The following is a 23,063-nucleotide window of genomic DNA, read 5'->3' as shown; positions in this document are numbered from 1 at the left end:
AATGCCTTCAAATTTATAATTTTTGTCCGTTTTATATGATATAAACAAACAAATAGCCGAATGTTTAAAACTCATTTCTGTTTTCTTTTATATAATTTCTAATTTTCCCTCGTTTACAATTGCGAACCATATTTTTTTTAGATGATACAACGTAGCTTTTTCATAGCCTCTATTTGCGCTATTTTATGCTCTTCCTGCTCTTCTAACACAGAAAACAAGGACAAAAACCCTAAAGTTAGAACTATAGATGATGATAAAACTGATAGCCTTCTTTTAGTTTACGACGAAAAAAAAGAAGATAAATATATTGCCGAGTTTGCTCAAAGACTTCATAAACGCTCTGGTTTTAACGGAAATATACTGGTAGCTAAAAAAGGAAAAATCATATTTCAGAAATCTTTAGGTTGGGCAGATTACCTTCATCGCGACAGCTTAAAAATAAATTCTGTTTTTGAATTGGCTTCTGTAACCAAAACTTTTACTGGCGTAGCCATCATGCAGTTGATAGAACAAGGAAAACTTTCTTTAACTGATGATGTAAAAAAGTTTTATCCAAACTTCCCTTATGAGGGCATCAACATAAAGTTATTACTTACCCACAGAAGCGGCATGATGAATTATGTTTATTTTATTGATGATATCTGGCGTAAAGAAAAAAGAGATATGAAGAAAGGTCTCACTAATGATGAGGTCATGAATATTATTGCAGAACGCAAACCTAACCCTTACACCAAACCCGATAATCGGTTCCATTATAACAATTCTAACTACATGGTTCTAGGTGCCATCATAGAAAAAGTTACAGGCATGAGTTATGCCGATTACATGATGGAAAATATTTTTAAACCTGCCGGGATGAAAAATACCCACGTATATTCTAAAGCCGTTTATGATAAAATTCCGGTAGATGTTGTTGGGCATGACCGTACCTGGCGCTACTCGGTTGTGCAAAATTTCTTAGATGGCCCAGTTGGCGATAAAGGCATATACAGCACCATTCATGATTTAGTTCTGTATGATAATGCCTTAAAAACTGGCAGATTATTAAGTAAAGAAAGTTTAGACTCTGCCTATACCGGCAGAAATACACCTGTTAACGGTCATTTTAACTACGGCTATGGTTGGAGAATTTTTGATGGCGATAAAGGCGAAAAAGTTGTTTACCATACCGGATGGTGGCATGGATTTAGACACATCTACGTAAGAGATCTTAAAAAAGACATTGTTATTGTTTTATTAGGCAACTTAACCAATGGCAGTTTGTTACATTTAGATGATTTATACAAGCATCTAAAAGTACCAGTCATTAGAAAAAATGCTTACCACGGCAGCGGAAGCTTACCCGGAAGCGATGAAGATTAACATGATTTAAAACATTTTATCCATAAAATTTATTTAACCATTTAACAATAAAGCCAACATGTTTGATAAGTTATTTGAAGCACAAAAGAAAGCAGAAGAAGTTAAGAAAAGACTTGAAACCATTAGCGTAACTGGCGAGGCAGAAAACGGTGCTATAAAAGTTATTGCTACTGCTGGTAAAACCATTAAATCTATAGCTATTACTGATGATTTTTATACCTCAACAGATAAAGAAGCTTTAGAAGAATTAATAGCCGTTGCAGTAAATAAAGCTTTAGAACAGGCAGAAAAAATTTCGCAGGCAGAAACTGCCGCCATGACGCAAGAAATGCTAGGCAGCATGGGTGGCTTAGGCGCATTAGGCAATCTATTTGGTAAATAAATAAACATTTTATGAAGGTAAATTATTTAGGACACTCTTGCTTTTTACTACAAACAGGAGGAAAGAAAATTTTAATTGATCCATTCATTTCTCCTAATGAATTGGCAAAACATATTGACATCAATACCATTGAATGTGATTATATTTTAATCTCTCACGGACATGGAGACCACGTAGCCGATGTACAAAACATAGCGCAAAGAACAGGTGCTAAATTGGTAAGTTCTTATGAAATTGTAGAGTGGTTTTCTAAACAAGGTGTAGCCGGCGGGCATCCACTAAACATAGGTGGCTCTTGGAATTTTGATTTTGGCACTGTTAAGATGACTTATGCAGCGCACTCTAATTCTTTGCCAGATGGTACTTACGGTGGCACAGCAGGCGGTTTTATTATTAAAACAGAAGGAAAATCTTATTACTACGCTGGCGATACTTCTCTTACCCAAGACATGAAGTTAATTGGCGAGTTTCATGATATTGAGCATGCCTTTTTGCCTATTGGCGATAATTTTACCATGGGCGTTGAAGAAGCTACCATAGCTGCAAAGTTTGTAGGCTGTAAAAAAGTTATAGGTATGCATTACGATACTTTTGGCTATATCAAAATAGATAGCGAAGCAGCTAAACAAAAATTTGCTGATGCCGGGCAAACGCTTACGCTGATGAAAATAAGTTTAAAAGAAGAAGATAGTGTAGAGATTTAAAAATCCCTACTCCATAAAAAAAGCGTGTTTCAAATTAATGAAACACGCTTTTTTTATGATTTTTTTAAACTTCGACTCCGCTTAGGATAGCAAAAAAATTCATCCCCTACACTTCCTTCTCCTGTGTCCAGAAGAAATTCTCTTTGAAGGAAAGGGATTGAGGGTAAGGCTATCCCTACCCTATAACAGTACCATCAGCAATAACGGCTTTTTTCTTGATAACAATGATACCATCTTTACAAGTATGGGTATCAAAATCTCCGTCTTGTAAATGTGGACCACCATTAATTACTACATTATTGCCAATGAAACAATTTTTATCTAAAATGGCATTGTTAATCGTACAATTTTCGCCAATACCGGTTAAAGGTTTATGGGTTTGTTTTAAACCTTCAATTTCCTCGAGGGTTTGATAATAATCGCTACCCATAACATAACAGTTAGAAATTTTAGTGCCTGCACCAATTCTAGTTCTAATACCTATAACCGCTCTGGTAATTTCTTCTGCATGTATGATGCAACCATCGGCAATAACTGTATTGGTTAATTTTGTGCCTGATATTTTAGATGGAGGAAGCATCCTAGCTCTAGAGAAAATAGGGCAAGGACTAAATAAATTAAATTGAGGAACTTCATCTGTGATACCTAAATTGGCTTCAAAGAAAGAATCTATATTTCCTATATCTGTCCAATAACCTTCATATTGGTAACTTACAATCTTATTTACCCCAACCGCTTGTGGGATAATTTCTTTGCCAAAATCATGACGCTCGTTACCCTCTAACATACTAATCAATACATCTTTATTGAAAAGATAAATACCCATAGATGCTAGATAATGCCTGCCTTGTTTAGCCATCTCTTCGCCTACTTCAGACTCCCAACCTATAATTTTCTCGGCATTTGGCTTCTCTGTAAAAGCTGTTATAGAAAGGTTTTCATCGGCTTTTAAAATCCCAAAACTGGTTCCATCTTTGGCATTAACTGGTATAGTTGCGATAGAAATATCAGCACCTTTTTCTATATGCGAATCAACCATCGCTTCAAAATCCATCTGGTAAAGCTGGTCGCCAGATAAGATTAATACATATTCAAAATCATGCTGTTTTACATGATGTAAACTTTGTCTTACAGCATCAGCCGTACCTTGGTACCAAGTTGTATTTAAAGGAGTTTGCTCTGCTGCCAAAATATCAACAAAAGCATCGCTAAAAACGCTAAAATGATACGTGTTTTTAATGTGTTTATTTAAAGATGCCGAGTTAAACTGAGTTAAAACAAAAATCCTTTTTAAGTTAGAATTTATACAATTTGATATAGGAATATCAACCAAACGATATTTACCAGCAATAGGCACTGCAGGTTTAGAACGTGTTGCTGTTAGAGGATAAAGACGAGAGCCTTGCCCGCCACCTAGGATAATTGAAATGACTTTAGATGGTACCATTTTGTAGTATTAAGCTGTTGTATAAATGAATGTATTGCTGTGCCGATTTATTCCATGAAAAGTCTAAACTCATCATAGATTTTCTTATTTGTGTTAGTTTTTTATTGTCTTGATAGAGGTAGATAGCCCTTTCGATTGCTTTTACAATATCACTTACCTCACAATTATCAAATCTTATACCATAGCCATCAGTATCATCAATATCAATAATAGAATCTTTTAATCCGCCGGTTGCCCTTACGATAGCTACGGTGCCATATTTTAAAGCATATAATTGGTTTAAACCGCAAGGTTCTACTCTTGATGGCATCAAGATAAAATCTGCACCAGCATAAATCTGATGTGAAAGCTCCTCATTATAACCGATATAAACATTATAGTCTTTAAATTCTTCTTTTAAATCTACCAGTTGTTGCTCTATATATTTCTCGCCAGAACCCAATACCAAGACGCTAATTTGTCCATCAAAAGCTTTTAAGCTATCTCTTATGGCATCGGCAAGTTTATCTGCCCCTTTCTCTAAAACCAACCTACCTATAAATGTAAAAAGTGGTTTTGTTTCATCTAAACCAAAAGCTCGGCAAATTTCTGCCTTATTAAACGCTTTACCTTGCACCACACTAGCAGCGGTATAAGTTTTGGCAATCATTTTATCTTTAGCAGGATTCCAAACGGCTGGATCTATACCATTTAAAATACCTATTCCTTTTTGCTGCTCCAACTCGAATAAAAATTCTAATCCGTTAGCTTGATGTTTTAACTCGGCCAAATAACTTGGCGAAACGGTAGTGTAAGCCCAGCAACATTTTACTGCTGCGGCCAAAGAATTAATACAGCCACCCCAATCTAGAAGACCTGTTTTGCTGGTGTCTGCATCTGGCAAATAGTAAAATTTATCCCAACCCAACCAACCTTGGTATTGCCCATTATGGATAGTTAAAACTGTAGGAATATCTTTTAGGGCGTTAAATCTGGATGAATGCTGCATAAGAAAAGGCACTAAACCAGCATGATGATCATGGCAATGCACCAAATCTACTTGAATATTGGCTTTTACCAACCAATCTACAACAGCAATTTGATAGGCCACAAATTGCTCTATTTCATCTGGATAGCAGTATATTTCTTCGCGGTCTAATAAACTTGGTATTTTAACTAAATAAAGCTCAAAACCTAGTACATCTTTTTCTTCCTTCAGGATTTCATAATCAAAAACTCTTTGCCCCAAATTAGAAGAACTACTAAAAACGTTTATTAAATGATGCTCTTGCGTAAATTTCCGATTATAAAAAGGCATCACCACGCTTGCCTGTACACCTTCTTGCTTTTGATATTTTGGAAGTGCACCCACAACATCGCCCAAGCCACCTGCTTTGGCTACCGGATAACATTCTGCACTTAAATGTAATACATTCATTAAAGATAAATTGGTGCTTTAATTTAGTATTTTGTTATTTAAATGAAGAATTATTTCTTAATAAATTATGATTTTAATGTGCCTCTAACCAGTTTTGTCCTTCACCAATTTCTACCACAATTGGTACAGTTGTTTTTAGAGCATTTTTCATCCTGTTTTGGATAATGGTTTTCATTTGCTCTTTCTCAGAAATCAAAACATCAAAAACCAACTCATCATGTACCTGCATAGTCATTTTAGATTGTAGCTTTTGGCTGATGATATCTTGATGTATTTGAATCATGGCAACCTTAATCATATCTGCCGCAGAACCTTGTATAGGTGCATTAATAGCATTTCGCTCTGCAAAACCTCTTACAGTTTGGTTGGCCGAGTTGATATCTCTTAAATATCTTCTACGCCCCATAATGGTTTCTACGTAACCATTTTCACGAGCAAAATTCATGGTATCTGACATATATCTTTTGATACCTGCGTATTGCGTGAAGTAGTTTTCTATAATTTCTGCCGCTTCTTTTCTTGGGATGCCTAAATTTTGAGATAAACCAAAAGCAGATTGACCGTATATAATTCCAAAGTTTACCGCTTTAGCATTTCTTCTTTGTTCTGATGTTACTTCTGATAACGCTACACCATAAACCTTAGCTGCGGTTGCGGTATGGATATCTAAACCATTTACAAAAGCTTCCATCATGTTTTCATCTTTACTAATTTCTGCAATAATCCGTAGCTCAATTTGAGAATAATCGGCAGATAAAAGGATATGATTTTCATCTCTAGGGATAAATGCTTTTCTTACTTCTCTGCCTCTTTCTGTCTTTATGGGGATATTTTGCAAGTTTGGATTATTAGAACTTAACCTTCCTGTTGCAGCTACCGCTTGATTATATGAAGTATGCACCCTATTGGTTTTAGGATTTATCATCAGCGGAAGCGCATCTACATAAGTAGACTTTAACTTACATAACTGGCGGTAATCTAATATATCTCTAACAATGTCTGATTTATTGGCGAGTGCAAGTAAAACATCTTCACCAGTTTGGTACTGCCCGGTTTTGGTTTTCTTAGCTTTATCATCAAGCTTTAGCTTATCAAATAAAACTTCGCCTAGTTGTTTTGGTGAACCGATATTGAATTTTACACCAGCTTTATCAAAAACTGTAGCTTCTAAACGGTTTATTTCTACCTCTAAATCTTTAGAATAGGTTTGAAGTTGCTCAACATCTATCCTTACCCCTTCTTTCTCCATATCTGCCAAAACGTAGATTAATGGATTTTCCAAGTTTTGAGCTAAATTATCAGCTTGAACATCTTTAAGCAAAGGCTCAAAAACTTCTTTTAGTTGTAGGGTAATATCGGCATCCTCAGCAGCGTAATCTTTTGCTTTCTCTGGCTCAACATCACGCATATTACCTTGGTTTTTTCCTTTTTTACCAATCAACTCGGTAATAGAAACAGGCGTATAACCCAAATAATTTTCTGCCAATACATCCATATTATGGCGAGTGTCTGGGTCTAGCAGGTAATGGGCTAGCATGGTATCAAACAATTCGCCTTTTAGGTTAATGTTATACCATTTTAAAATGAGTAAATCGTATTTAATATTCTGACCAATTTTTCTGATGTTTTCATTTTCAAAAACAGGTCTAAACTCTTCTAAAACAGCTTTACATTCTTCCTGATTTTCTGATAGCGGAATATAATAACCCTCACCAACTTTAAAACTAAAAGATAAACCTACCAACTCTGCTTCATGGGCATCTAAACCAGTAGTTTCTGTATCAAAACAAATTTCTTTTTGTTTTAATAGTTCTTGAATAAGGTTTTGCCTACTTGCTGCATCATTAACCAAATGATACTCGTGTGGCGTATTATCAATATTTTTTGATGGTATTATAGCTTCTGCCAGCTCTGTAACTGGCTTTTGTACCAAATTACTTGCAGCCGGACTACCAAATAAATCCATTTGTCCGCTGCTGTTGGTTTTAGCATCATTTACAGAAAAATCTTCTCCAAAAACACGTTTTCCTAAAGTTCTAAATTCTAACTCGGCAAATAAAGGCTCTAAAACCTCCTTATTGGGCTTATCTAACCTAAAGCTTTCTTCATGAAATTCTACTGGAGCATCTAATAAAATTGTTGCTAACCTTTTAGAAAGTAAACCTTGAGCTGCAAAAGTCTCCACATTTTCTCTTTGTTTGCCCTTAAGCTCGTGACTATTGGCTATGATATTTTCCATAGAGCCGTATTGCTTAATTAAAGCCTTAGCGGTTTTTTCTCCAATACCCGGTATACCCGGGATATTATCAACAGCATCGCCCCAAAGGCCTAAAATATCTATCACTTGGTGGATATGCTCTATCTCCCATTTTGCCAATACCTCTTTCACCCCTAAAATCTCCATATCATTACCCATTCTGGCGGGTTTGTAAATAAAAATATTTTCTGATACAAGTTGGGCAAAATCTTTATCCGGAGTCATGCAGAAAACGGTAAAACCTTCTTTTTCTGCTTTTTTAGCTAGGGTTCCAATTACATCATCGGCTTCGTAACCATCAGAAGTAATTACTGGGATGTTAAAACCTTCTATCAGTTTTTTTACATAAGGCAGGGCAAGAGATAAATCCTCTGGCATGGCTTGCCTATTGGCTTTATAAGCTAAAAAATCAGTATGCCTTTCTGTTGGTGCTTCAGTATCAAAAACTACCGCAATATGAGATGGATTTTCTTTCTTTAAGACTTCTAACAACGTATTTGCAAAACCCATTACTGCCGAAGTATTGATACCTGTTGAAGTAAAACGTGGATTTTTACTTAATGCAAAATGGGCTCTGTAAATTAAAGCCATCCCATCTAAAAGAAAGAGTTTTTTCATTTTTATTGATTTGAGTGATGATACCTTCTTGGTTTAAAAGAGGCATCATCCAAATTTATAAATATATTAAAGATTATGGCTGTTGCCGATGCTATTTATGTGTACAAGTAATTAAATGATCATTCACCATACCAGTTGCCTGCATGTGTGCATAGCAAATGGTTGTACCAAAAAATTTAAAGCCTCTTTTTTTCATATCTTTAGCAATGGCATCAGATATTTCTGTACGGGCGGGAACATCTGCCATGCTTGAAGGAAAATTTATAATGGGCTTTTGGTTAGGCATAAAGGAATATAAGTAGGTATCAAAAGAGCCAAATTCTTGCTGCACCTTTAAAAACAGCTTTGCATTGTTAACCGCCGAAACTACTTTTAAACGATTACGAATGATGCCCGGGTCTTGTAAAATACGTTCTATATCGGCATCAGTAAATTGAGCTACTTTTTCTGCATCAAAATTGGCAAAAAGCCTGCGGTAGTTTTCTCTTTTACGTAATACAGTTATCCAACTTAAACCTGCCTGTGCTGCTTCAAGAATTAAAAATTCAAAAAGTATTTTATCATCATGAACTTCTTTGCCCCACTCTTCATCGTGGTATTTTACATAAAGTGGATCTGTGCCACACCATGGGCAACGAGGGTTTAATTGGGGTTGGTTCATGAGATGAATTTATAAAAATTGTAATAAATGTTTAAATACGATGGTATATACTTAACCCGCATTCAACTCGTCCCAATACTCTACTGCCCTTCTATAGTGTGGAATTACAATAGAACCGCCAACCAAATTAGCAATCATAAATATTTCATTCATTTCGGCATGGTTTACACCAGCTTCATGACATTTTCCTAAATGGTATTTGATACAATCATCACAACGTAAAACCATAGAGGCAACCAAACCCAACATTTCTTTGGTCTTTACATCTAAAGCACCTTCTGCATAGGTTGTAGTATCTAGCGCAAAAAAACGTTTGATATTGGTATTTGCACTTTCCATTATCCTATCGTTCATTTTTGTACGATAGCTATTAAAATCATCAACCAGTTTTCCCATGTTATTTTTTTATTACGAATATAAAGATGCTAGGTACTAACCTTGCTATAGCTTTGTGTAAAAAAGATGATGCTTACTTTTCTAAATCAATTTCTACTGCCGGATCCCAAAAAAGCTGTTTAAAGTTTATAATTTGATCGTTTTCTACCTTGATACCCTCTTTTTCTAATAACTCTTGCATCGCGGTAGCTGTACCAAAATAAAACTTACCGGTTAGTAAACCATTTCTATTCACTACCCGATGAGCCGGAACTGGCGGATGCGCTGTAAAAGAACTATTCATGGCGTAACCTACCATTCTAGAAGAACCCTTTGCACCTAAAAAACCTGCAATTGCCCCGTAAGAAGTAACCCTACCTTTTGGAATAAGCCTCACTACCTGATAAACCTGTTCAAAAAAAGTAGCTTTGTCCATTTAAGAAAATTTAAACCTTACGTAATTGATGTTTTTTCCTTTTTGCAGATACAAACGTTCGTAATGCGTTTTTATAGATAAAATCTCATCAGTAGGATGCGTTTTGTAAACATCAGTAGTTTGCTCTTCTATAGGGAAATTAAGTTCTGTAATTTTTTCTAACGTGTAATCGTAAAAACCATCATTATCGGTTTTTAGATGCATAGCACCATTGGCTTTGGTTACGGTTTTATACTTTTCTAAAAATGTAGGATTGGTTAATCTTTTTCGTTCTAAAGGACTTTGCGCTTGAGGGTCTGGGAAGGTAAGCCAAATTTCATCAACCTCACCAGCCTCAAAATAATCTAGTAAATTCTGAATCTGTATTCTTAAAAAACCTACATTATCTAAATTTTCATCTAGAGCCATTTTTGCTCCAACCCAAATTCTGTTACCTTTATAATCTATCCCTAAAAAATTCTTATCAGGGTATTTACGACCTAAATTAACGCTATACTCGCCTTTTCCGCAGGCCAGCTCTAATATCAAAGGATTATTGTTCTTAAAAAATTCTTTCTTCCAGTTTCCTTTAAAAGGTTTTCCGTTTTCTAGCTGCACCACATTTTTAAAAGTGCCTATCTCTGCAAAGCGCTGTAATTTTCTTTTTGCCACGTAATTAGTATTTGCACAAAAATAACCTTTCTTTAAAATTTAGCGCTAACAATAATAGCAACTGCCAAAAGAATTATATTTTTGCAGACATCTTAATATAAAGTTTTGGAAAAATCAGCAAAAATTTATGTAGCAGGTCACCGTGGTATGGTTGGCTCTGCCATCACCAGAAAACTTCAAAAAGAAGGTTATACCAATATCATTACCAGAACATCTGCCGAACTTGATTTAAGAAACCAGCAAGATGTTACTGATTTTTTCGCTACAGAAAAGCCAGAATATGTTTTCCTAGCAGCAGCAAAAGTAGGTGGCATTGTAGCTAATAATACATACAGGGCCGAGTTTTTGTACGATAATTTACAAATACAAAACAACATCATACACAACGCTTATTTAAATAACGTTAAGAAATTATTGTTCTTAGGTTCTAGCTGTATTTATCCGAAATTGGCCCCACAGCCTTTAAAAGAAGAGTATTTATTAAGTGGTTATTTAGAAGAAACAAACGAGCCCTACGCTATAGCTAAAATTACAGGCATAAAAATGTGCGATGCTTACCGCAGCCAATACGGTTGTAATTATATATCTGCAATGCCAACCAATTTATATGGTTATAACGATAATTATCATCCACAAAACTCGCATGTTTTACCTGCTTTAATTCGCAAGTTTCATGAGGCTAAGGTTAATAATTTATCTAATGTTACCATTTGGGGAACCGGAAGCCCTATGCGTGAGTTTTTATTTGCTGATGATTTAGCCGATGCTTGTTATTACCTGATGTTAAACTATAATGAACCTCATTTAATTAATATTGGTACTGGCGAGGATATTACCATTAAAGATTTGGCTTTAACCATTAAGGAAATTGTAGGTTTTGATGGCGAATTAAAATTTGATACTTCTAAACCCGATGGTACGCCACGTAAATTGATGGATGTAAGTAAACTACACAGCAAAGGCTGGAAACATAAAATAGAGTTAAAAGAAGGTATTAAATTAGCTTATGAAGATTTCTTAAGCAAACATGCTTAAAACAAAAAAGGTGGTTGAAATTTCAACCACCTTTTTTATGCTTTTAACAGTTTAAACTGTAACGTTTTTAATATCCTCAGACATCGTCTCGTCTATTAAAATACGTCCGCAATGCTCGCAAACGATAATTTTCTTACGTTGGCGGATATCAGACTGACGTTGAGGTGGAATTTTATTGAAACAACCAGAGCAAGAATCTCTCTCGATAGTTACTACCGCCAAACCATTTTTAAAGTTACCTCTTAAACGGTTGTAGGCAAATAATAAACGCTCTTCGATTTTTTCTTTAGCTTTCTCTGCTTGACTTAGTAAAACTTCCTCTTCTTTTTGAGTTTCAGCAGTAATTGTCTCTAACTCTGATTTTTTAGCTTCTAAGTCTTTTTTACGATCTTCTAAGTTCTGAGCAGCATTCTCATAAACATCAGTTTTAGTTTTAATTTCATACTGATGTTCTTTGATTTTCTTCTCGCAAACTTGTATTTCTAAACCTTGGATTTCAATTTCTTTTGCAAGAGCATCAAACTCGCGGTTATTTTTTACATTGTTTTGTTGTGTTTCGTATTTTTTGATTAAAGCCTGAGCTTCTTTAATCATATTCTTACGATTTACAATCGCATCTTCCAGATCATCAAGCTCTGCTTTGATTTTTTGTATACGGGTTTCTAAACCAGCAACATCGTCTTCTAAATCAGCAACTTCCATCGGAAGCTCGCCTCTTGTCTGACGAATTTTATCAACTTTAGTATGAATTGTCTGCAGTTCGTATAAAGCTTCAAGCTTTTGTTCTACGGTTTGTTCCATTAAGACAAATATTTTATTGGGTTTGTATTATGTACAGTTAAACGGAGTGCAAAGTTAGGAAAATTATTTTGAATTATTTCCAATAGTAACTCTTGCGTAAATTGCTCACTTTCAAAATGTCCGATATCGGCAATTATAATTTTCCCATCCGCATCAAAAAACTCGTGATATTTAAAATCTGCGGTTATAAATATATCGGCCCCAGCCTGTATAGCCTGTTGTAACAAAAAGCTTCCAGAGCCGCCACAAACCGCTATTTTACTTATTTTCTTACCTAAAAGTGCAGTATGTCTAATCACAGAAACCTGCATATTTTGCTTTAATAACTGTAAAAATTCTAGCTCATCCATAGGTACTTCTAATTCACCAAACATACCTGCACCTACTGTTTTTAAGGTATTAGAAAGTAAAAATAAATCGTAAGCTACTTCCTCATAAGGGTGTGCTTGCAGCATAGCTGCTACAATTTTATGCTCTAAATGTGCTGGAATTAATACCTCTAAACGATACTCTTCTTCTGTATGTCGTTTATTTTTTTCGCCTAAAAACGGGTTAGCACTTTCATTGGCCTTATAATTCCCTTGCCCTACTTGTTCAAAACTACACTCGGTATAATTTCCAATACTGCCAGCACCAGCATTAAATAGGGCTTCTTTTACTTGTTCTTTATGCTGCGTAGGCACAAAAACAACCAGTTTTTTTAAGAGTGCTTCTTTAGGAGCTAATATCTGGGTATTTATTAAACCCAATTTATCGGCTATTTTTTTATTTACACCATTGTAAACATGGTCTAAATTGGTATGGATGGCATAAATGGCAATATCATGTTTAATAGCCTGCATAACCACACGCTCCACATAATTTTTACCATTAAATTTCTTTAGACCTTTAAAAACTATAGGATGATGAGCAATAATGACATCACATTGCTCATCAATAGCTTCTTGTACAACGGCTTCTGTACAATCTAAACATATTAAAGCTTTTTTTATTTCTTGATGAGGATGACCAACTATTAAACCTGCATTATCATAAGCCTCTTGATAAGAAGCTGGTGCTATAGTTTCTAGAAAAGTGCTAAGCTCTTTAATCTTCATAAGCACTAAGTTAGTTTTTTATGGCAAATCATCTGCAATAAAAGCTAGTCTTAATACCTAACTGCATCCAATCAATAAAATTACATACTAGCCATACCAACAAAATGACGACTTTCTAAAGCCATTTTATGGTTGTACTCGTTTGCTAAGCTTTTATAATTGATTAAATCTACAATAGTACCTATAAAGCATAAACCTGCTGTTAAGAAATATAGAATACCCATACCCATTTGGTTGGTTACAAAACGTTGTATACCTGCTATCCCAAAAAAGCCCAGAATAGTAAATAATAAAACGTGTTGAGGGTCGCGGCGTTTACCTGTATAAACTAACTCGAAGTTTCTTACTTGGTTTTCATTTAAGTCTTTCGTTATCTCTTGTATGAAGATCATTTCTTCAGTAGTAACGTTAGCCAAGTGGAAAAGGAAATTATGTTTCATTTGCTCCATTTTTTAAGGTTCAGAAAAGTATGTTTTTCTAATTAGAGTGTAAATGCGAACAATTATTACAACAAAAGCAAAAAAACCTAATGGATGCATCTTCCACGATGCCGAAAACTGAAAATGTAAGAGGTAATAAATAGAACGTCCTAAGCCACAGCCAGGGCAAAAACCTATCTCAAAATAGGCTAAAGGGCAAATAGAATGATGCTCTTGACTTGGATTTAAAAAGTACAAGGCAATAATTGCAGCAGAAAAAAATAAAAGCTCGAGCGGAATTTTTACTATTTTTTTAATCACTTTACAACTGCTTTGGCTTTGTCATTAATAACAATGAGCTAGCTAAGGTAACTAAGAAACCTATAATTGCAGCACCAAAAATACGTTCCATATAATCAGAAGAAAACTCTAAGTTTAAAAAACTAAAATAAAGCGAGCTAAAAGCACCAGCAATTAAACCACTAATAGCCATTATTTTAAAGCCTTCAAATACGCCTTCAAAAAAAGTTAAGCTATTATTGTTTCTATTTTTAAAGCCTCTAATTCCTAAATATAAACCAATTATTGGGATAATAACAGAAGTATACTCTAGCCATCTATTATCGCTTTCCTTTACATTTTCTGGGTTAATACCTGCAAAATGCATGATGATTACCCATATTACTGAAACTACACCAATGATGATACCTGATAATATTGCGTTTTTCATTTTCATAATAAGATGTTTTTAATGTTGAAGGTATTGATAATTGAAGAAGCTAATTTGATGCCATTTACAGATTATAATTATGCTTTGGTATATTTGTAGCAAGAGATTTTAAAGTGAACATCAGAGAGATTTTAGAAAGATATAAGCAAGATAACCGAGTTGAGCAATTAACTCAGGCATTACAGCAAAAGAAATCACGTGTACATTTAAAGGGTTTAATTGGTGCTCAAGATGCTTTTGTAGTAGCTGCAAACTATTTTCTTACCCATAGAAATATGGTTTTTGTACTACCAGACAGAGAAGAAGCTAATTTTTTCCAGGCCGATTTAGAAAATCTGATGGATAAAGATATCCTACTTTTTCCATCGTCTTATCGCAAATCTTTTGATTTTACCCAAACAGATTCTGCTAATGTACTTTTAAGAGCCGAAGTGTTAAACGAGCTTAACCATACACATGAGTATGGAAATTTGATTGTTACCTACCCTGAAGCTTTAGCAGAAAAAGTTATTGATAGAAACGCACTTGAAAAGAATACGCTTGAAATTATCTTAAACAACAAACTTAGTATTGATTTTATCAACGAGTTTTTAATTGAATATGATTTTGAACGTACCGATTTTGTATATGAACCAGGACAGTTTTCTATTCGCGGTGGCATCGTAGATATCTTCTCTTTCTCTAACGATTTACCTTACCGGATAGAATTTTTTGGTGACCATGTAGAGTCTATCAGAACTTTTGAAATAGAAAGTCAGCTTTCTGTAGAACAGGTAAAATCTGTTACGATAGTTCCAAACGTACAAGCTAAGTTTCTTACAGAAAGTAACATCTCTTTATTAGAGTTTATTGATGATGATGCCGTTATCTGGTTTAAAGATGTGGTTTTCACTTTAGATACCATCAAAACCGGATACAAAAAAGCTACAGAACTATGGAAAGCTTTATCAGCAAATGATAAGCAAACCAACCCAGAGTGGCTAGACCCTAAGTTTTCTTTTACTGATGAAAAACTACTGGCAGACCAACTGAGCGATTTCCCTCTGATAGAATTTGGGAAGCAGTTTTTTTATCCTGCAACGCAAACAATCTTGTTTGATACCAAGCCTCAACCTTCTTTTAACAAAGATTTTAATCTGCTTATCCATAACCTAAAAGAAAACGAAAAGCAAAAAATAGAGAATTTTATCCTTACTGATTCTTCTAAACAACAAGAACGTTTATTTGCCATTATAGAAGATTTAGGTAAGCAAATTACTTTTACACCTATCAATATATCTATCAGAGAAGGTTTTATAGATTATGAGCAAAAACTGGCTTGTTATACAGACCATCAGATATTTGACCGCTATTATAAATACAAACTTAAAAGAGGCTATACCAAATCTCAAGCCATCACCCTTAAAGAGCTTAGAGATTTAAAACCTGGCGATTTTATCACCCATATAGACCATGGCGTTGGTAAATACGGCGGCTTAGAAAAGGTTGAAGTAAACGGTAAAATACAGGAAATGATTAGGCTTATTTATGCCGATAATGATTTGCTGTATGTAAACATCAACTCTTTAAACCGTATTTCTAAGTATTCTGGTAAAGATGGGCATATTCCTAAAATGAATAAATTAGGAACCGATGCTTGGGATAAACTCAAGAAAACCACAAAAAAAAAAGTTAAAGACATTGCCCGCGACCTGATAAAACTTTATGCCCTGCGTAAAGCACAAGAAGGTATGGCTTTCTCGCCCGATACTTACTTACAAAACGAACTGGAGGCTTCTTTTATTTATGAAGATACGCCAGATCAAGAAAAAGCTACCGCCGATGTAAAAAAAGATATGGAATCGCCACACCCTATGGACCGTTTAGTTTGTGGCGATGTTGGTTTTGGTAAAACAGAAGTAGCTATAAGAGCAGCATTTAAAGCCGCTACAGATGGTAAGCAGGTTGCTATTTTGGTGCCTACAACCATTTTGGCTATGCAACATTACAAAACCTTTAATGAGCGTTTAAAAGATTTCCCGGTAAGGATAGATTATATCAACCGATTTAAATCTACCAAGCAAGTAAAAGATACTTTAGAAGCCTTAAAAGCCGGAAAAGTAGATATCATTATTGGCACCCATAAATTGGTGAGTAAAGATGTTAAGTTTAAAGATTTAGGCCTTTTAATTATAGATGAAGAGCAAAAATTTGGTGTTACCGTAAAAGAAAAATTAAAACAATTTAGGGCTAATGTTGATACGCTTACATTAACTGCAACACCAATTCCTAGAACGCTCCATTTTTCTTTGATGGGTGCTAGAGATTTATCTATCATCCAAACGCCACCACCAAACCGCCAACCTGTTTTAACAGAACTACATGTTTTTAATGAGAAATTGATTAAAGAAGCTGTGGAGTTTGAATTAGATAGAGATGGGCAAGTTTTCTTTATCCATAACCGTGTTGCAGATTTACGTCAGCTGGGCGGTTTAATACAAAAGCTGGTGCCTAAAGCAAGAATAGCAATTGCACATGGCCAGTTAGAAGGCGATAAGCTTGAAGATATCATGCTTGATTTTATTGATGGAAAGTATGATGTTTTAGTTGCTACTACCATTATTGAAGCCGGATTAGATGTACCAAACGCCAATACCATGCTTATAAACCATGCTCATATGTTTGGTTTAAGCGATTTACATCAGATGCGTGGACGTGTTGGCCGCTCTAACAAAAAGGCGTTTTGTTATTTGTTAAGTCCGCCTTTGTCTACCCTTACACCAGAAGCCAGAAAGCGTTTAAGCGCCATAGAAGAGTTTTCTGATTTAGGTAGCGGATTTAACGTGGCTATGCGAGATTTAGACATCCGCGGAAGCGGAAACCTTTTAGGTGCAGAGCAAAGCGGTTTTATTGCTGAAATTGGCTTTGATATGTACCACAAAATCTTGGATGAAGCTATACAAGAATTGAAAGAAGATGAGTTTAAAGGACTGTTTCAGGATGAAAAACCTCGTCCTTTTGTAAGCTTTACCCAAATAGAAACCGATATGGAACTACTTATTCCTGATGAGTATGTAACCAATATCCAAGAACGTTATAATTTATATACCGAGCTTTCTAAAATAGAGAATAAAACAGTTTTAGATGCTTTTGAAAAAGAACTTCACGACCGTTTTGGACCACTACCAAGACAAGTGAAAGACCTACTCAGAACGGTAGAATTACAGTGGATTGGGAAAGAAATAGGCTTAGAAAAAATCAGCTGGAAAAAAGGAACTTTAAGGGGTTATTTTATTACCGATAAACAATCTAAATATTTTGAAACAGATATGTTTGGGCGTATCCTTCAATATGCGCAGCAGCATCCACGTAAAGTAAACCTGAAAGAGGTTAAAAACACCTTGCGTATAGCTGTTGAGGACATCAAAAATATTGATGAAGCTATTTGGGCTTTAGAGCAAATGAGAGACCCAGTTTTGATATAAACTGACTGAATTAACGTAAATTAAGTCAGTTGATTGACTGAATTAATGTTTTTCCAAAAAAATTATCCCAATGCTAAGTTTAACCTCATCCATCGGGATAATTATATAGATTTTATTGTGGCAGAGCTACTTAAATCTTAAGTTCATACTTATAATATTAGAGCTTAAGCCATTACTTCTGCTGTAGTGCCCGTAACGTAACTCAACCATGGTAATTCTTTGTAATTTTAATACGCCTGCTGGAGGTGCAAAACGTATACCTGCTCCAAAATAATTGCTATTAAATTTAGATAAGTCGTAATCACTGGTATAAAAAGTATTAGACAGCTGATGCTGATTGATACCTGCAAAATATTCAGAAGCACTTTGCTGATAATATCTGTAAAAAGGACTTACAGATGCAAATGGAGTAATTTTAACTACTGTTTCTAACTCGGCAGTGCTAGAGTTTATTCCCCAATCATCTGTATAGTAACGGGCAAAAGATCTTAATACTAAATGATCTCCCCAGAAATAGTTTAGCCTAGCGCCTATAGGTAATTTCAATCTATTATCAGGTAAAAATTCTGATTTTAATGTTCCTCTTGAACCATCCGGATTAAAATTATTGATATCATTAAAATAAACCCTTTGGTAACGTGTAGAAAGTAAACCGCTTTGATAAGCCGGCTCTACCATAATTAGAACCTGTAAATCTTTACTGATAACCTGTGCTAAAGACAATGCTGCACTAAAAGAATTTCGCGGAGCGTTATCACCTTGCGTATAGCCTTCAAACCGATAATTAGACCTTAGCTCTATAGGCATAATAACCGCCCAAGTATCAAAAAAGGCTTGTAATTTTACAGAAAAATCGCGGTTTTTATCTTTAGATGATTTGGTATAATTTAAACCTCCGCCTATAGAAGTGTAATCATACTCGCCAGAGAAAGAGGCCGAAAAACCAATGCTATTTCCTTTTTGTTCGTTTGCGATATTCCAGCTTAAAGAAGGATAAATTCTTACATCAGAGTAAGATGCTGAAGTTACTGTTGCAGGGTCTATTTTATCAGACGATGCCGAGGTATAAGTATCAAAACCTACTTCAAAAGTATAAGTATGCTTTAAACCTGTCTTCCCATAACGGGATAATTTTAAATCAAAGCTATTAGAAATATCGGTTAGTTTTTCTGTACCAACACCACCCGTTACGGCAGAATTATTACCATCTTGACTGTAATAGCTGTTTACCAAATTAGCCTCTTCAAACTTAAGTTTTCTTTTCTCAAAAGAAGCCTCGGGCGACTTTATTTGCGCAAAGCTTGCTATAATACTGAGGTAGAAAAATACAATGGTTAAAGATATATATCTCATACTTCTACATTAATTACATCCACAACCACCACCACTTTTACCACCATTTGCGCCAGAAGAGCCTTCGCGGTAAAGTTGTGAATTTTGTTCAAATTTTTCTGCCTTACGGGCTGATAGCTCCATCTCAGAATCATTCAATTTAATTTTCTCATAGGCCTTTACTGCCGTACATGAGCTCATTCCCGAAACATAAAATGCTGCAAGAATAAAAAGTAAACCTATTTTTTTCATTTAACTGATATTGATGTTTTTAGAAGTATGTAACCTGTTATCGTCATCTATCACAATACACGCTACGCCTTTCAATTGGTTTATTAAATCTAAACCCACATGAACGCCCATCACCATAACCGGTGTGGCTAGTGCATCGGCAAGCTCTGCTTGTGGACAAATAATACTTACGCTTTTTATCCCGCTAACGGGCAAACCTGTTTTAGGATTTATTGTGTGCGAGTATTTTTTTCCTTTTATAACAGCAAATTTTTCATAGTTACCAGAAGTAGCTATAGCCATATTACTGATGTTTAGGTAAGAAAAAGCTTGTAGTTTTTGGTCGGGGTTTGCAATGGCCGCTGTCCAAGGTTTACCATCAATTTGGGTACCCCATGTTACTAAATCGCCAGAAGCGTTAACAATACCACTTTTTATGCCCAACTGTTGTAAAACTAATTTTGCTTTATCCGCCGCGTAACCTTTACCTATCCCTCCAAAGCCTATACGCATTCCTTTTTGCTTCAAGAAAACAGTTTGTTGCGCTTCATCTAACACCACATTCCTATAATTGATTAAAGCAACCGTTTTCTTAGCCGTTTCTGCATCTGGCATGGCAGTCATGTTTACATCAAAGTTCCAAAGGCTTTTATCTATAGAACCATAAGTAATATCAAAAGCGCCTTGTGTAATTTCTGATATTTTTAGGGCTCTTTTTATCAAATCAAAAACCTCTTTATCTACTTTAACAGGCTTAATTCCGGCAAAATCATTAATTAAATTGGTTTGGCTATGAGCTTTAAAGGTGCTCAATAAATCTTCTATTCTACTTATCTCTGCAACTGCTTTTGCTATATACTCGTACGCTTCTTGCTCTTGGTGATGAACTATACTGATTTCAAAATGGTTACCCATTAATTTCATTCCCTTTTTATAAACTTGGGGAATTAGTATTTCATCAGTTTTTAGCATGCTGAGTTTTATCTATCTGAGCAGTAAATTCTTGAGCATTTGCTTGAGGAAAACCATCCCATTTTTTCACAACTTTTCCTTGCTCATCTAATAATAATGTGAGCGGAAAAACACCATCAGGATTATATTTTAAAGCTAAATCGTTATTTTTCTTGAGCTGTTCTGCTGGTAATTGATTTTTCTTTAAGCGAGGGAAATCTGCCCTAAGAAGTACTAAATTTTCTGATGCATATTTTTGAAAGTCATTAGCTTCAAAAATCTCTTTATGCATGCGGATACAAGGCCCGCACCAATCAGACCCGGAAAAATTTAAAAGGATATATTTCTTGGAGTCTGCTGCTTTCTTTTGCGCAACATTAAAATCATTCTCCCAAATATTTCCGAAGAAAAACATGGATATAAAAAGTGTGAGTACTAATTTCATTTCAAAAATCTTTCTATCAAATTTAGGTAATAAATATCCAAGTAAAAGTGATATTCATCACAGTAGATAATATTTATCAGAACTTAAGAAAAAACTCTCAAAGTTGTGCCATTTAAAGAGGTATTATATCTTTTTAAAGCTACCGTAGCGGGACCCAAAGTTACTGCGCCATTTTCTGCAAACTGCGCCCCGTGGTTTGGGCATACAAACAATCTTGCATTTGAATTATAGGTTACTGATGTACCTTCATGCGTACAAGCTTGAGCTACTGCTAAAAAAGCTCCACTCATGCTTCTAGCAACAATAATACGGTTGATGTAGATAAAGCCTCCATTATTATTTAAAGCGGCATTAGAGGCTGCTGTTAAATCTATGGTAAAATCTACACCTGTTGGAGGATTAGTTGAATTTGAGGGTCCTTCATTGTCAGATTTTGAACAACCAACGCAGCTAAAAACAACTGCTGATGCTGCGGTAAGCCCAATAGCAGATAAAAATTCTTTACGGTCCATAATTTTAGGTTTTTATTTTCTATAAAGAAACGTGAAAATTGAGCTTTGGTTTTTTAAATTTTCAAAATAATTACAATTTTTTTTATAAAAAAGCCAGTTAGCTTTGAATACTAACTGGCTACTTATCAAGAAGATATTTTTAGCTTACTTAAAAAAAGCTAAAGCATTTTTAATCCTGCTTATTGTTTCTGCTTTACCTAACATCAAAGCAATATCAAATACTTGTGGACCAAATTTTCCGCCTACTAACATCACTCTAAAAGGTAGCATAACTTCGCCAATTTTTAAGTTTTTATCGGCAGCTAAAGCTTTAAACAACACTTCTAAAGCAGTACTGTTTTGAAACTCAATTTCCTCAAATTTTTCTATCAAGGTAGAGAAAAATGCTGCTTTTTCTTCGTTCCATTTTGGCTTTACAGCATCTTCATCATAAGCCGTTGGTGCTTTAAAAAAGAAAGCACCTTGCTGATAAAAATCAGGCAATAAAGTGCAGCGTTCTTTCACGGCATCAATAACTTTTTCTAAATATGTATCGTTTGGAGTAATGCCTTTTTCAGCTAAAAGTGGTTTTACATAAGGCAATAAATGACTTGACGTACTTCTCTTTATCCACTCGGCATTGTACCATTTGGCTTTTTCATAATCAAATTTAGCACCGCCTTTATGGATACGATCTAAAGAGAATTTTGAAATCAATTCATCTAAAGAAAAAAGCTCTTGGTCTGTACCATCATTCCAACCTAGCATAGCCAAAAGGTTTATCATGGCTTCTGGCAAGAAACCTACATCTTTAAAGCCATCTGCTTTTTCTTGAGTTTTTGGGTCTATCCAATCTATAGCGTAAACAGGGAAACCTAATCTTTGACCATCACGCTTACTTAATTTACCATGGCCATCGGGCTTTAATATTAAAGGTAAATGTGCCCATTCTGGCATATCTGCCTCCCAACCTAAATATTTCCACAATAAAATATGAACCGGGGCAGATGGTAGCCACTCTTCGCCTCTAAAAGCATGAGATATCTTCATCAGATAATCATCAACCACAACTGCTAAATGGTAAGTAGGCATCCCATCGGCTTTAAGCAAAACTTTATCATCAACATCGTTACTGTTAAAACTTACATCGCCACGTATTAAATCTTTAAAATAAACCTGCTCGTCTTTTGGCATTTTTATCCTAACAACATGCGGAGCACCTTCTTTAATTAAGCTTTCTGCTGCTTCATGAGGTATGGTTAAAGAATTTCTCATTTGTAAACGATGGTTATGATCGTACTTAAAGTTTTCTATAACCTGTCTTTTGCTTTCTAATTCTTCTGGCGTATCAAAAGCATAATAAGCATAACCGTCTTTTACCAGTTGCTCTGCATAAGCTCTATAAATTTCTTTACGTTCGCTTTGTCTGTAAGGACCATAAGCGCCCCCAACATGCGGACCTTCATCTGGGTTTAGTCCGCACCATTTTAAGCAATTGATGATATAATCTTCTGCGCCTTCAACAAAACGAGTTTGGTCTGTATCTTCAATTCTTAAAATAAACTCGCCTTGCTTTTGCTTTGCAAAAAGGTAATTAAACAAAATGGTACGTACACCACCTATATGTAAGCCTCCAGTTGGGCTTGGGGCAAATCTTACCCTTACTTTTTTATCCATAGCCTTTGAAAATGTAAGCAAATGTTGATGCTTTTCTCAGAAGCCAAAGTTAAGAGATAAGCTTGTACAAACCAGCTTTT

At 35.1% G+C, this 23,063-nt stretch carries 23 protein-coding genes; 5 read left to right on the top strand and 18 right to left on the bottom strand.

Annotated features, from left to right (window positions below; genetic code table 11):
* Positions 1-141 precede the first annotated feature (141 nt).
* The 3 genes from GJJ64_RS11345 to GJJ64_RS11335 are packed head-to-tail and all read left to right on the top strand — an operon-like array spanning position 142 to position 2,448.
* Complete coding sequence (locus GJJ64_RS11345) at positions 142-1,362, top strand: serine hydrolase domain-containing protein (protein WP_154287880.1); 1,221 nt, start codon at positions 142-144, stop codon at positions 1,360-1,362.
* A gap of 58 nt (positions 1,363-1,420) precedes the next feature.
* On the top strand, positions 1,421-1,744 hold the full coding sequence (locus GJJ64_RS11340; protein WP_154287879.1) for a YbaB/EbfC family nucleoid-associated protein: 324 nt from the start codon (positions 1,421-1,423) through the stop codon (positions 1,742-1,744).
* Between the two features lie 11 nt (positions 1,745-1,755).
* Positions 1,756-2,448 (top strand): metal-dependent hydrolase, encoded by a 693-nt coding sequence (locus GJJ64_RS11335; protein ID WP_154287878.1) that lies wholly within the window; start codon positions 1,756-1,758, stop codon positions 2,446-2,448.
* A gap of 175 nt (positions 2,449-2,623) precedes the next feature.
* Here GJJ64_RS11335 and GJJ64_RS11330 read toward each other — a convergent pair whose 3' ends face one another.
* From GJJ64_RS11330 to trmB, 7 genes are all read right to left on the bottom strand, one after another.
* Positions 2,624-3,895, bottom strand: coding sequence for a glucose-1-phosphate adenylyltransferase (locus GJJ64_RS11330; protein WP_154287877.1), 1,272 nt, complete (start codon positions 3,893-3,895; stop codon positions 2,624-2,626).
* Positions 3,882-5,312: a glycogen synthase gene (locus tag GJJ64_RS11325; protein ID WP_154287876.1), complete on the bottom strand. Its 1,431-nt coding sequence runs from the start codon at positions 5,310-5,312 to the stop codon at positions 3,882-3,884. Before GJJ64_RS11325 ends, GJJ64_RS11330 begins: the two co-directional genes overlap by 14 nt.
* A 73-nt stretch (positions 5,313-5,385) precedes the next feature.
* Positions 5,386-8,187, bottom strand: a complete 2,802-nt coding sequence (gene polA, locus GJJ64_RS11320) for a DNA polymerase I (RefSeq protein WP_154287875.1) — start codon at positions 8,185-8,187, stop codon at positions 5,386-5,388.
* 91 nt (positions 8,188-8,278) lie between these two features.
* Positions 8,279-8,848: a DNA-3-methyladenine glycosylase I gene (locus tag GJJ64_RS11315; RefSeq protein WP_154287874.1), complete on the bottom strand. Its 570-nt coding sequence runs from the start codon at positions 8,846-8,848 to the stop codon at positions 8,279-8,281.
* 51 nt (positions 8,849-8,899) lie between these two features.
* Positions 8,900-9,244, bottom strand: coding sequence for a carboxymuconolactone decarboxylase family protein (locus GJJ64_RS11310; protein ID WP_026902677.1), 345 nt, complete (start codon positions 9,242-9,244; stop codon positions 8,900-8,902).
* 73 nt (positions 9,245-9,317) lie between these two features.
* Entirely contained in the window at positions 9,318-9,659 is a 342-nt protein-coding gene (locus tag GJJ64_RS11305; protein WP_149075154.1) for an MGMT family protein, read from the bottom strand.
* Entirely contained in the window at positions 9,660-10,310 is a 651-nt protein-coding gene (gene trmB, locus GJJ64_RS11300) for a tRNA (guanosine(46)-N7)-methyltransferase TrmB (protein WP_317162927.1), read from the bottom strand.
* A gap of 105 nt (positions 10,311-10,415) precedes the next feature.
* On the opposite strand from trmB, the gene fcl reads away from it, so the two are divergent.
* Positions 10,416-11,345 (top strand): GDP-L-fucose synthase, encoded by a 930-nt coding sequence (fcl, locus tag GJJ64_RS11295; RefSeq protein ID WP_154287873.1) that lies wholly within the window; start codon positions 10,416-10,418, stop codon positions 11,343-11,345.
* A 51-nt stretch (positions 11,346-11,396) separates the two neighbouring features.
* Here fcl and GJJ64_RS11290 read toward each other — a convergent pair whose 3' ends face one another.
* From GJJ64_RS11290 to GJJ64_RS11270, 5 genes are all read right to left on the bottom strand, one after another.
* The gene (locus GJJ64_RS11290) at positions 11,397-12,146 is read right to left on the bottom strand and encodes a zinc ribbon domain-containing protein (RefSeq protein WP_154287872.1); all 750 of its coding nucleotides are present in this window, start codon (positions 12,144-12,146) and stop codon (positions 11,397-11,399) included.
* On the bottom strand, positions 12,146-13,243 hold the full coding sequence (locus GJJ64_RS11285; RefSeq protein ID WP_154287871.1) for a Nif3-like dinuclear metal center hexameric protein: 1,098 nt from the start codon (positions 13,241-13,243) through the stop codon (positions 12,146-12,148). The genes GJJ64_RS11290 and GJJ64_RS11285 overlap by 1 nt, the downstream gene beginning before the upstream one ends.
* An 80-nt stretch (positions 13,244-13,323) precedes the next feature.
* The gene (locus GJJ64_RS11280) at positions 13,324-13,683 is read right to left on the bottom strand and encodes a TM2 domain-containing protein (RefSeq protein ID WP_154287870.1); all 360 of its coding nucleotides are present in this window, start codon (positions 13,681-13,683) and stop codon (positions 13,324-13,326) included.
* Positions 13,684-13,695: 12 nt separating this feature from the next.
* Complete coding sequence (locus GJJ64_RS11275) at positions 13,696-13,983, bottom strand: DUF2752 domain-containing protein (protein WP_317162926.1); 288 nt, start codon at positions 13,981-13,983, stop codon at positions 13,696-13,698.
* 1 nt (position 13,984) lies between these two features.
* Complete coding sequence (locus GJJ64_RS11270; RefSeq protein WP_154287869.1) at positions 13,985-14,398, bottom strand: DUF4199 domain-containing protein; 414 nt, start codon at positions 14,396-14,398, stop codon at positions 13,985-13,987.
* A gap of 107 nt (positions 14,399-14,505) precedes the next feature.
* Here GJJ64_RS11270 and mfd point away from each other — a divergent pair, with 107 nt between their 5' ends.
* Positions 14,506-17,856, top strand: coding sequence for a transcription-repair coupling factor (gene mfd / locus GJJ64_RS11265; protein WP_317162925.1), 3,351 nt, complete (start codon positions 14,506-14,508; stop codon positions 17,854-17,856).
* A 126-nt stretch (positions 17,857-17,982) separates the two neighbouring features.
* Here mfd and GJJ64_RS11260 read toward each other — a convergent pair whose 3' ends face one another.
* The 6 genes from GJJ64_RS11260 to gltX form a co-directional block, all read right to left on the bottom strand.
* Positions 17,983-19,209 (bottom strand): DUF3570 domain-containing protein, encoded by a 1,227-nt coding sequence (locus GJJ64_RS11260; protein WP_154287868.1) that lies wholly within the window; start codon positions 19,207-19,209, stop codon positions 17,983-17,985.
* A gap of 9 nt (positions 19,210-19,218) precedes the next feature.
* Positions 19,219-19,440 carry a DUF4266 domain-containing protein gene (locus tag GJJ64_RS11255; protein WP_154287867.1) on the bottom strand — a complete coding sequence of 74 codons (222 nt, stop codon included), beginning with the start codon at positions 19,438-19,440 and terminating at the stop codon, positions 19,219-19,221.
* Positions 19,441-20,391, bottom strand: coding sequence for an FAD:protein FMN transferase (locus GJJ64_RS11250; RefSeq protein ID WP_154287866.1), 951 nt, complete (start codon positions 20,389-20,391; stop codon positions 19,441-19,443).
* Entirely contained in the window at positions 20,378-20,815 is a 438-nt protein-coding gene (locus tag GJJ64_RS11245; protein WP_154287865.1) for a thioredoxin family protein, read from the bottom strand. The genes GJJ64_RS11250 and GJJ64_RS11245 overlap by 14 nt, the downstream gene beginning before the upstream one ends.
* Before the next feature lie 83 nt (positions 20,816-20,898).
* The gene (locus GJJ64_RS11240) at positions 20,899-21,327 is read right to left on the bottom strand and encodes a QcrA and Rieske domain-containing protein (RefSeq protein WP_154287864.1); all 429 of its coding nucleotides are present in this window, start codon (positions 21,325-21,327) and stop codon (positions 20,899-20,901) included.
* A 144-nt stretch (positions 21,328-21,471) separates the two neighbouring features.
* Positions 21,472-22,983 carry a glutamate--tRNA ligase gene (gltX, locus tag GJJ64_RS11235; RefSeq protein ID WP_154287863.1) on the bottom strand — a complete coding sequence of 504 codons (1,512 nt, stop codon included), beginning with the start codon at positions 22,981-22,983 and terminating at the stop codon, positions 21,472-21,474.
* Positions 22,984-23,063 lie beyond the last annotated feature (80 nt).

This window comes from Pedobacter puniceum (genome assembly GCF_009674685.1).
Taxonomy (GTDB): domain Bacteria; phylum Bacteroidota; class Bacteroidia; order Sphingobacteriales; family Sphingobacteriaceae; genus Pseudopedobacter; species Pseudopedobacter puniceum.
Note: the sequence above shows the minus strand (reverse complement) of the source record. Positions and strands in the feature narration are given on the sequence as shown.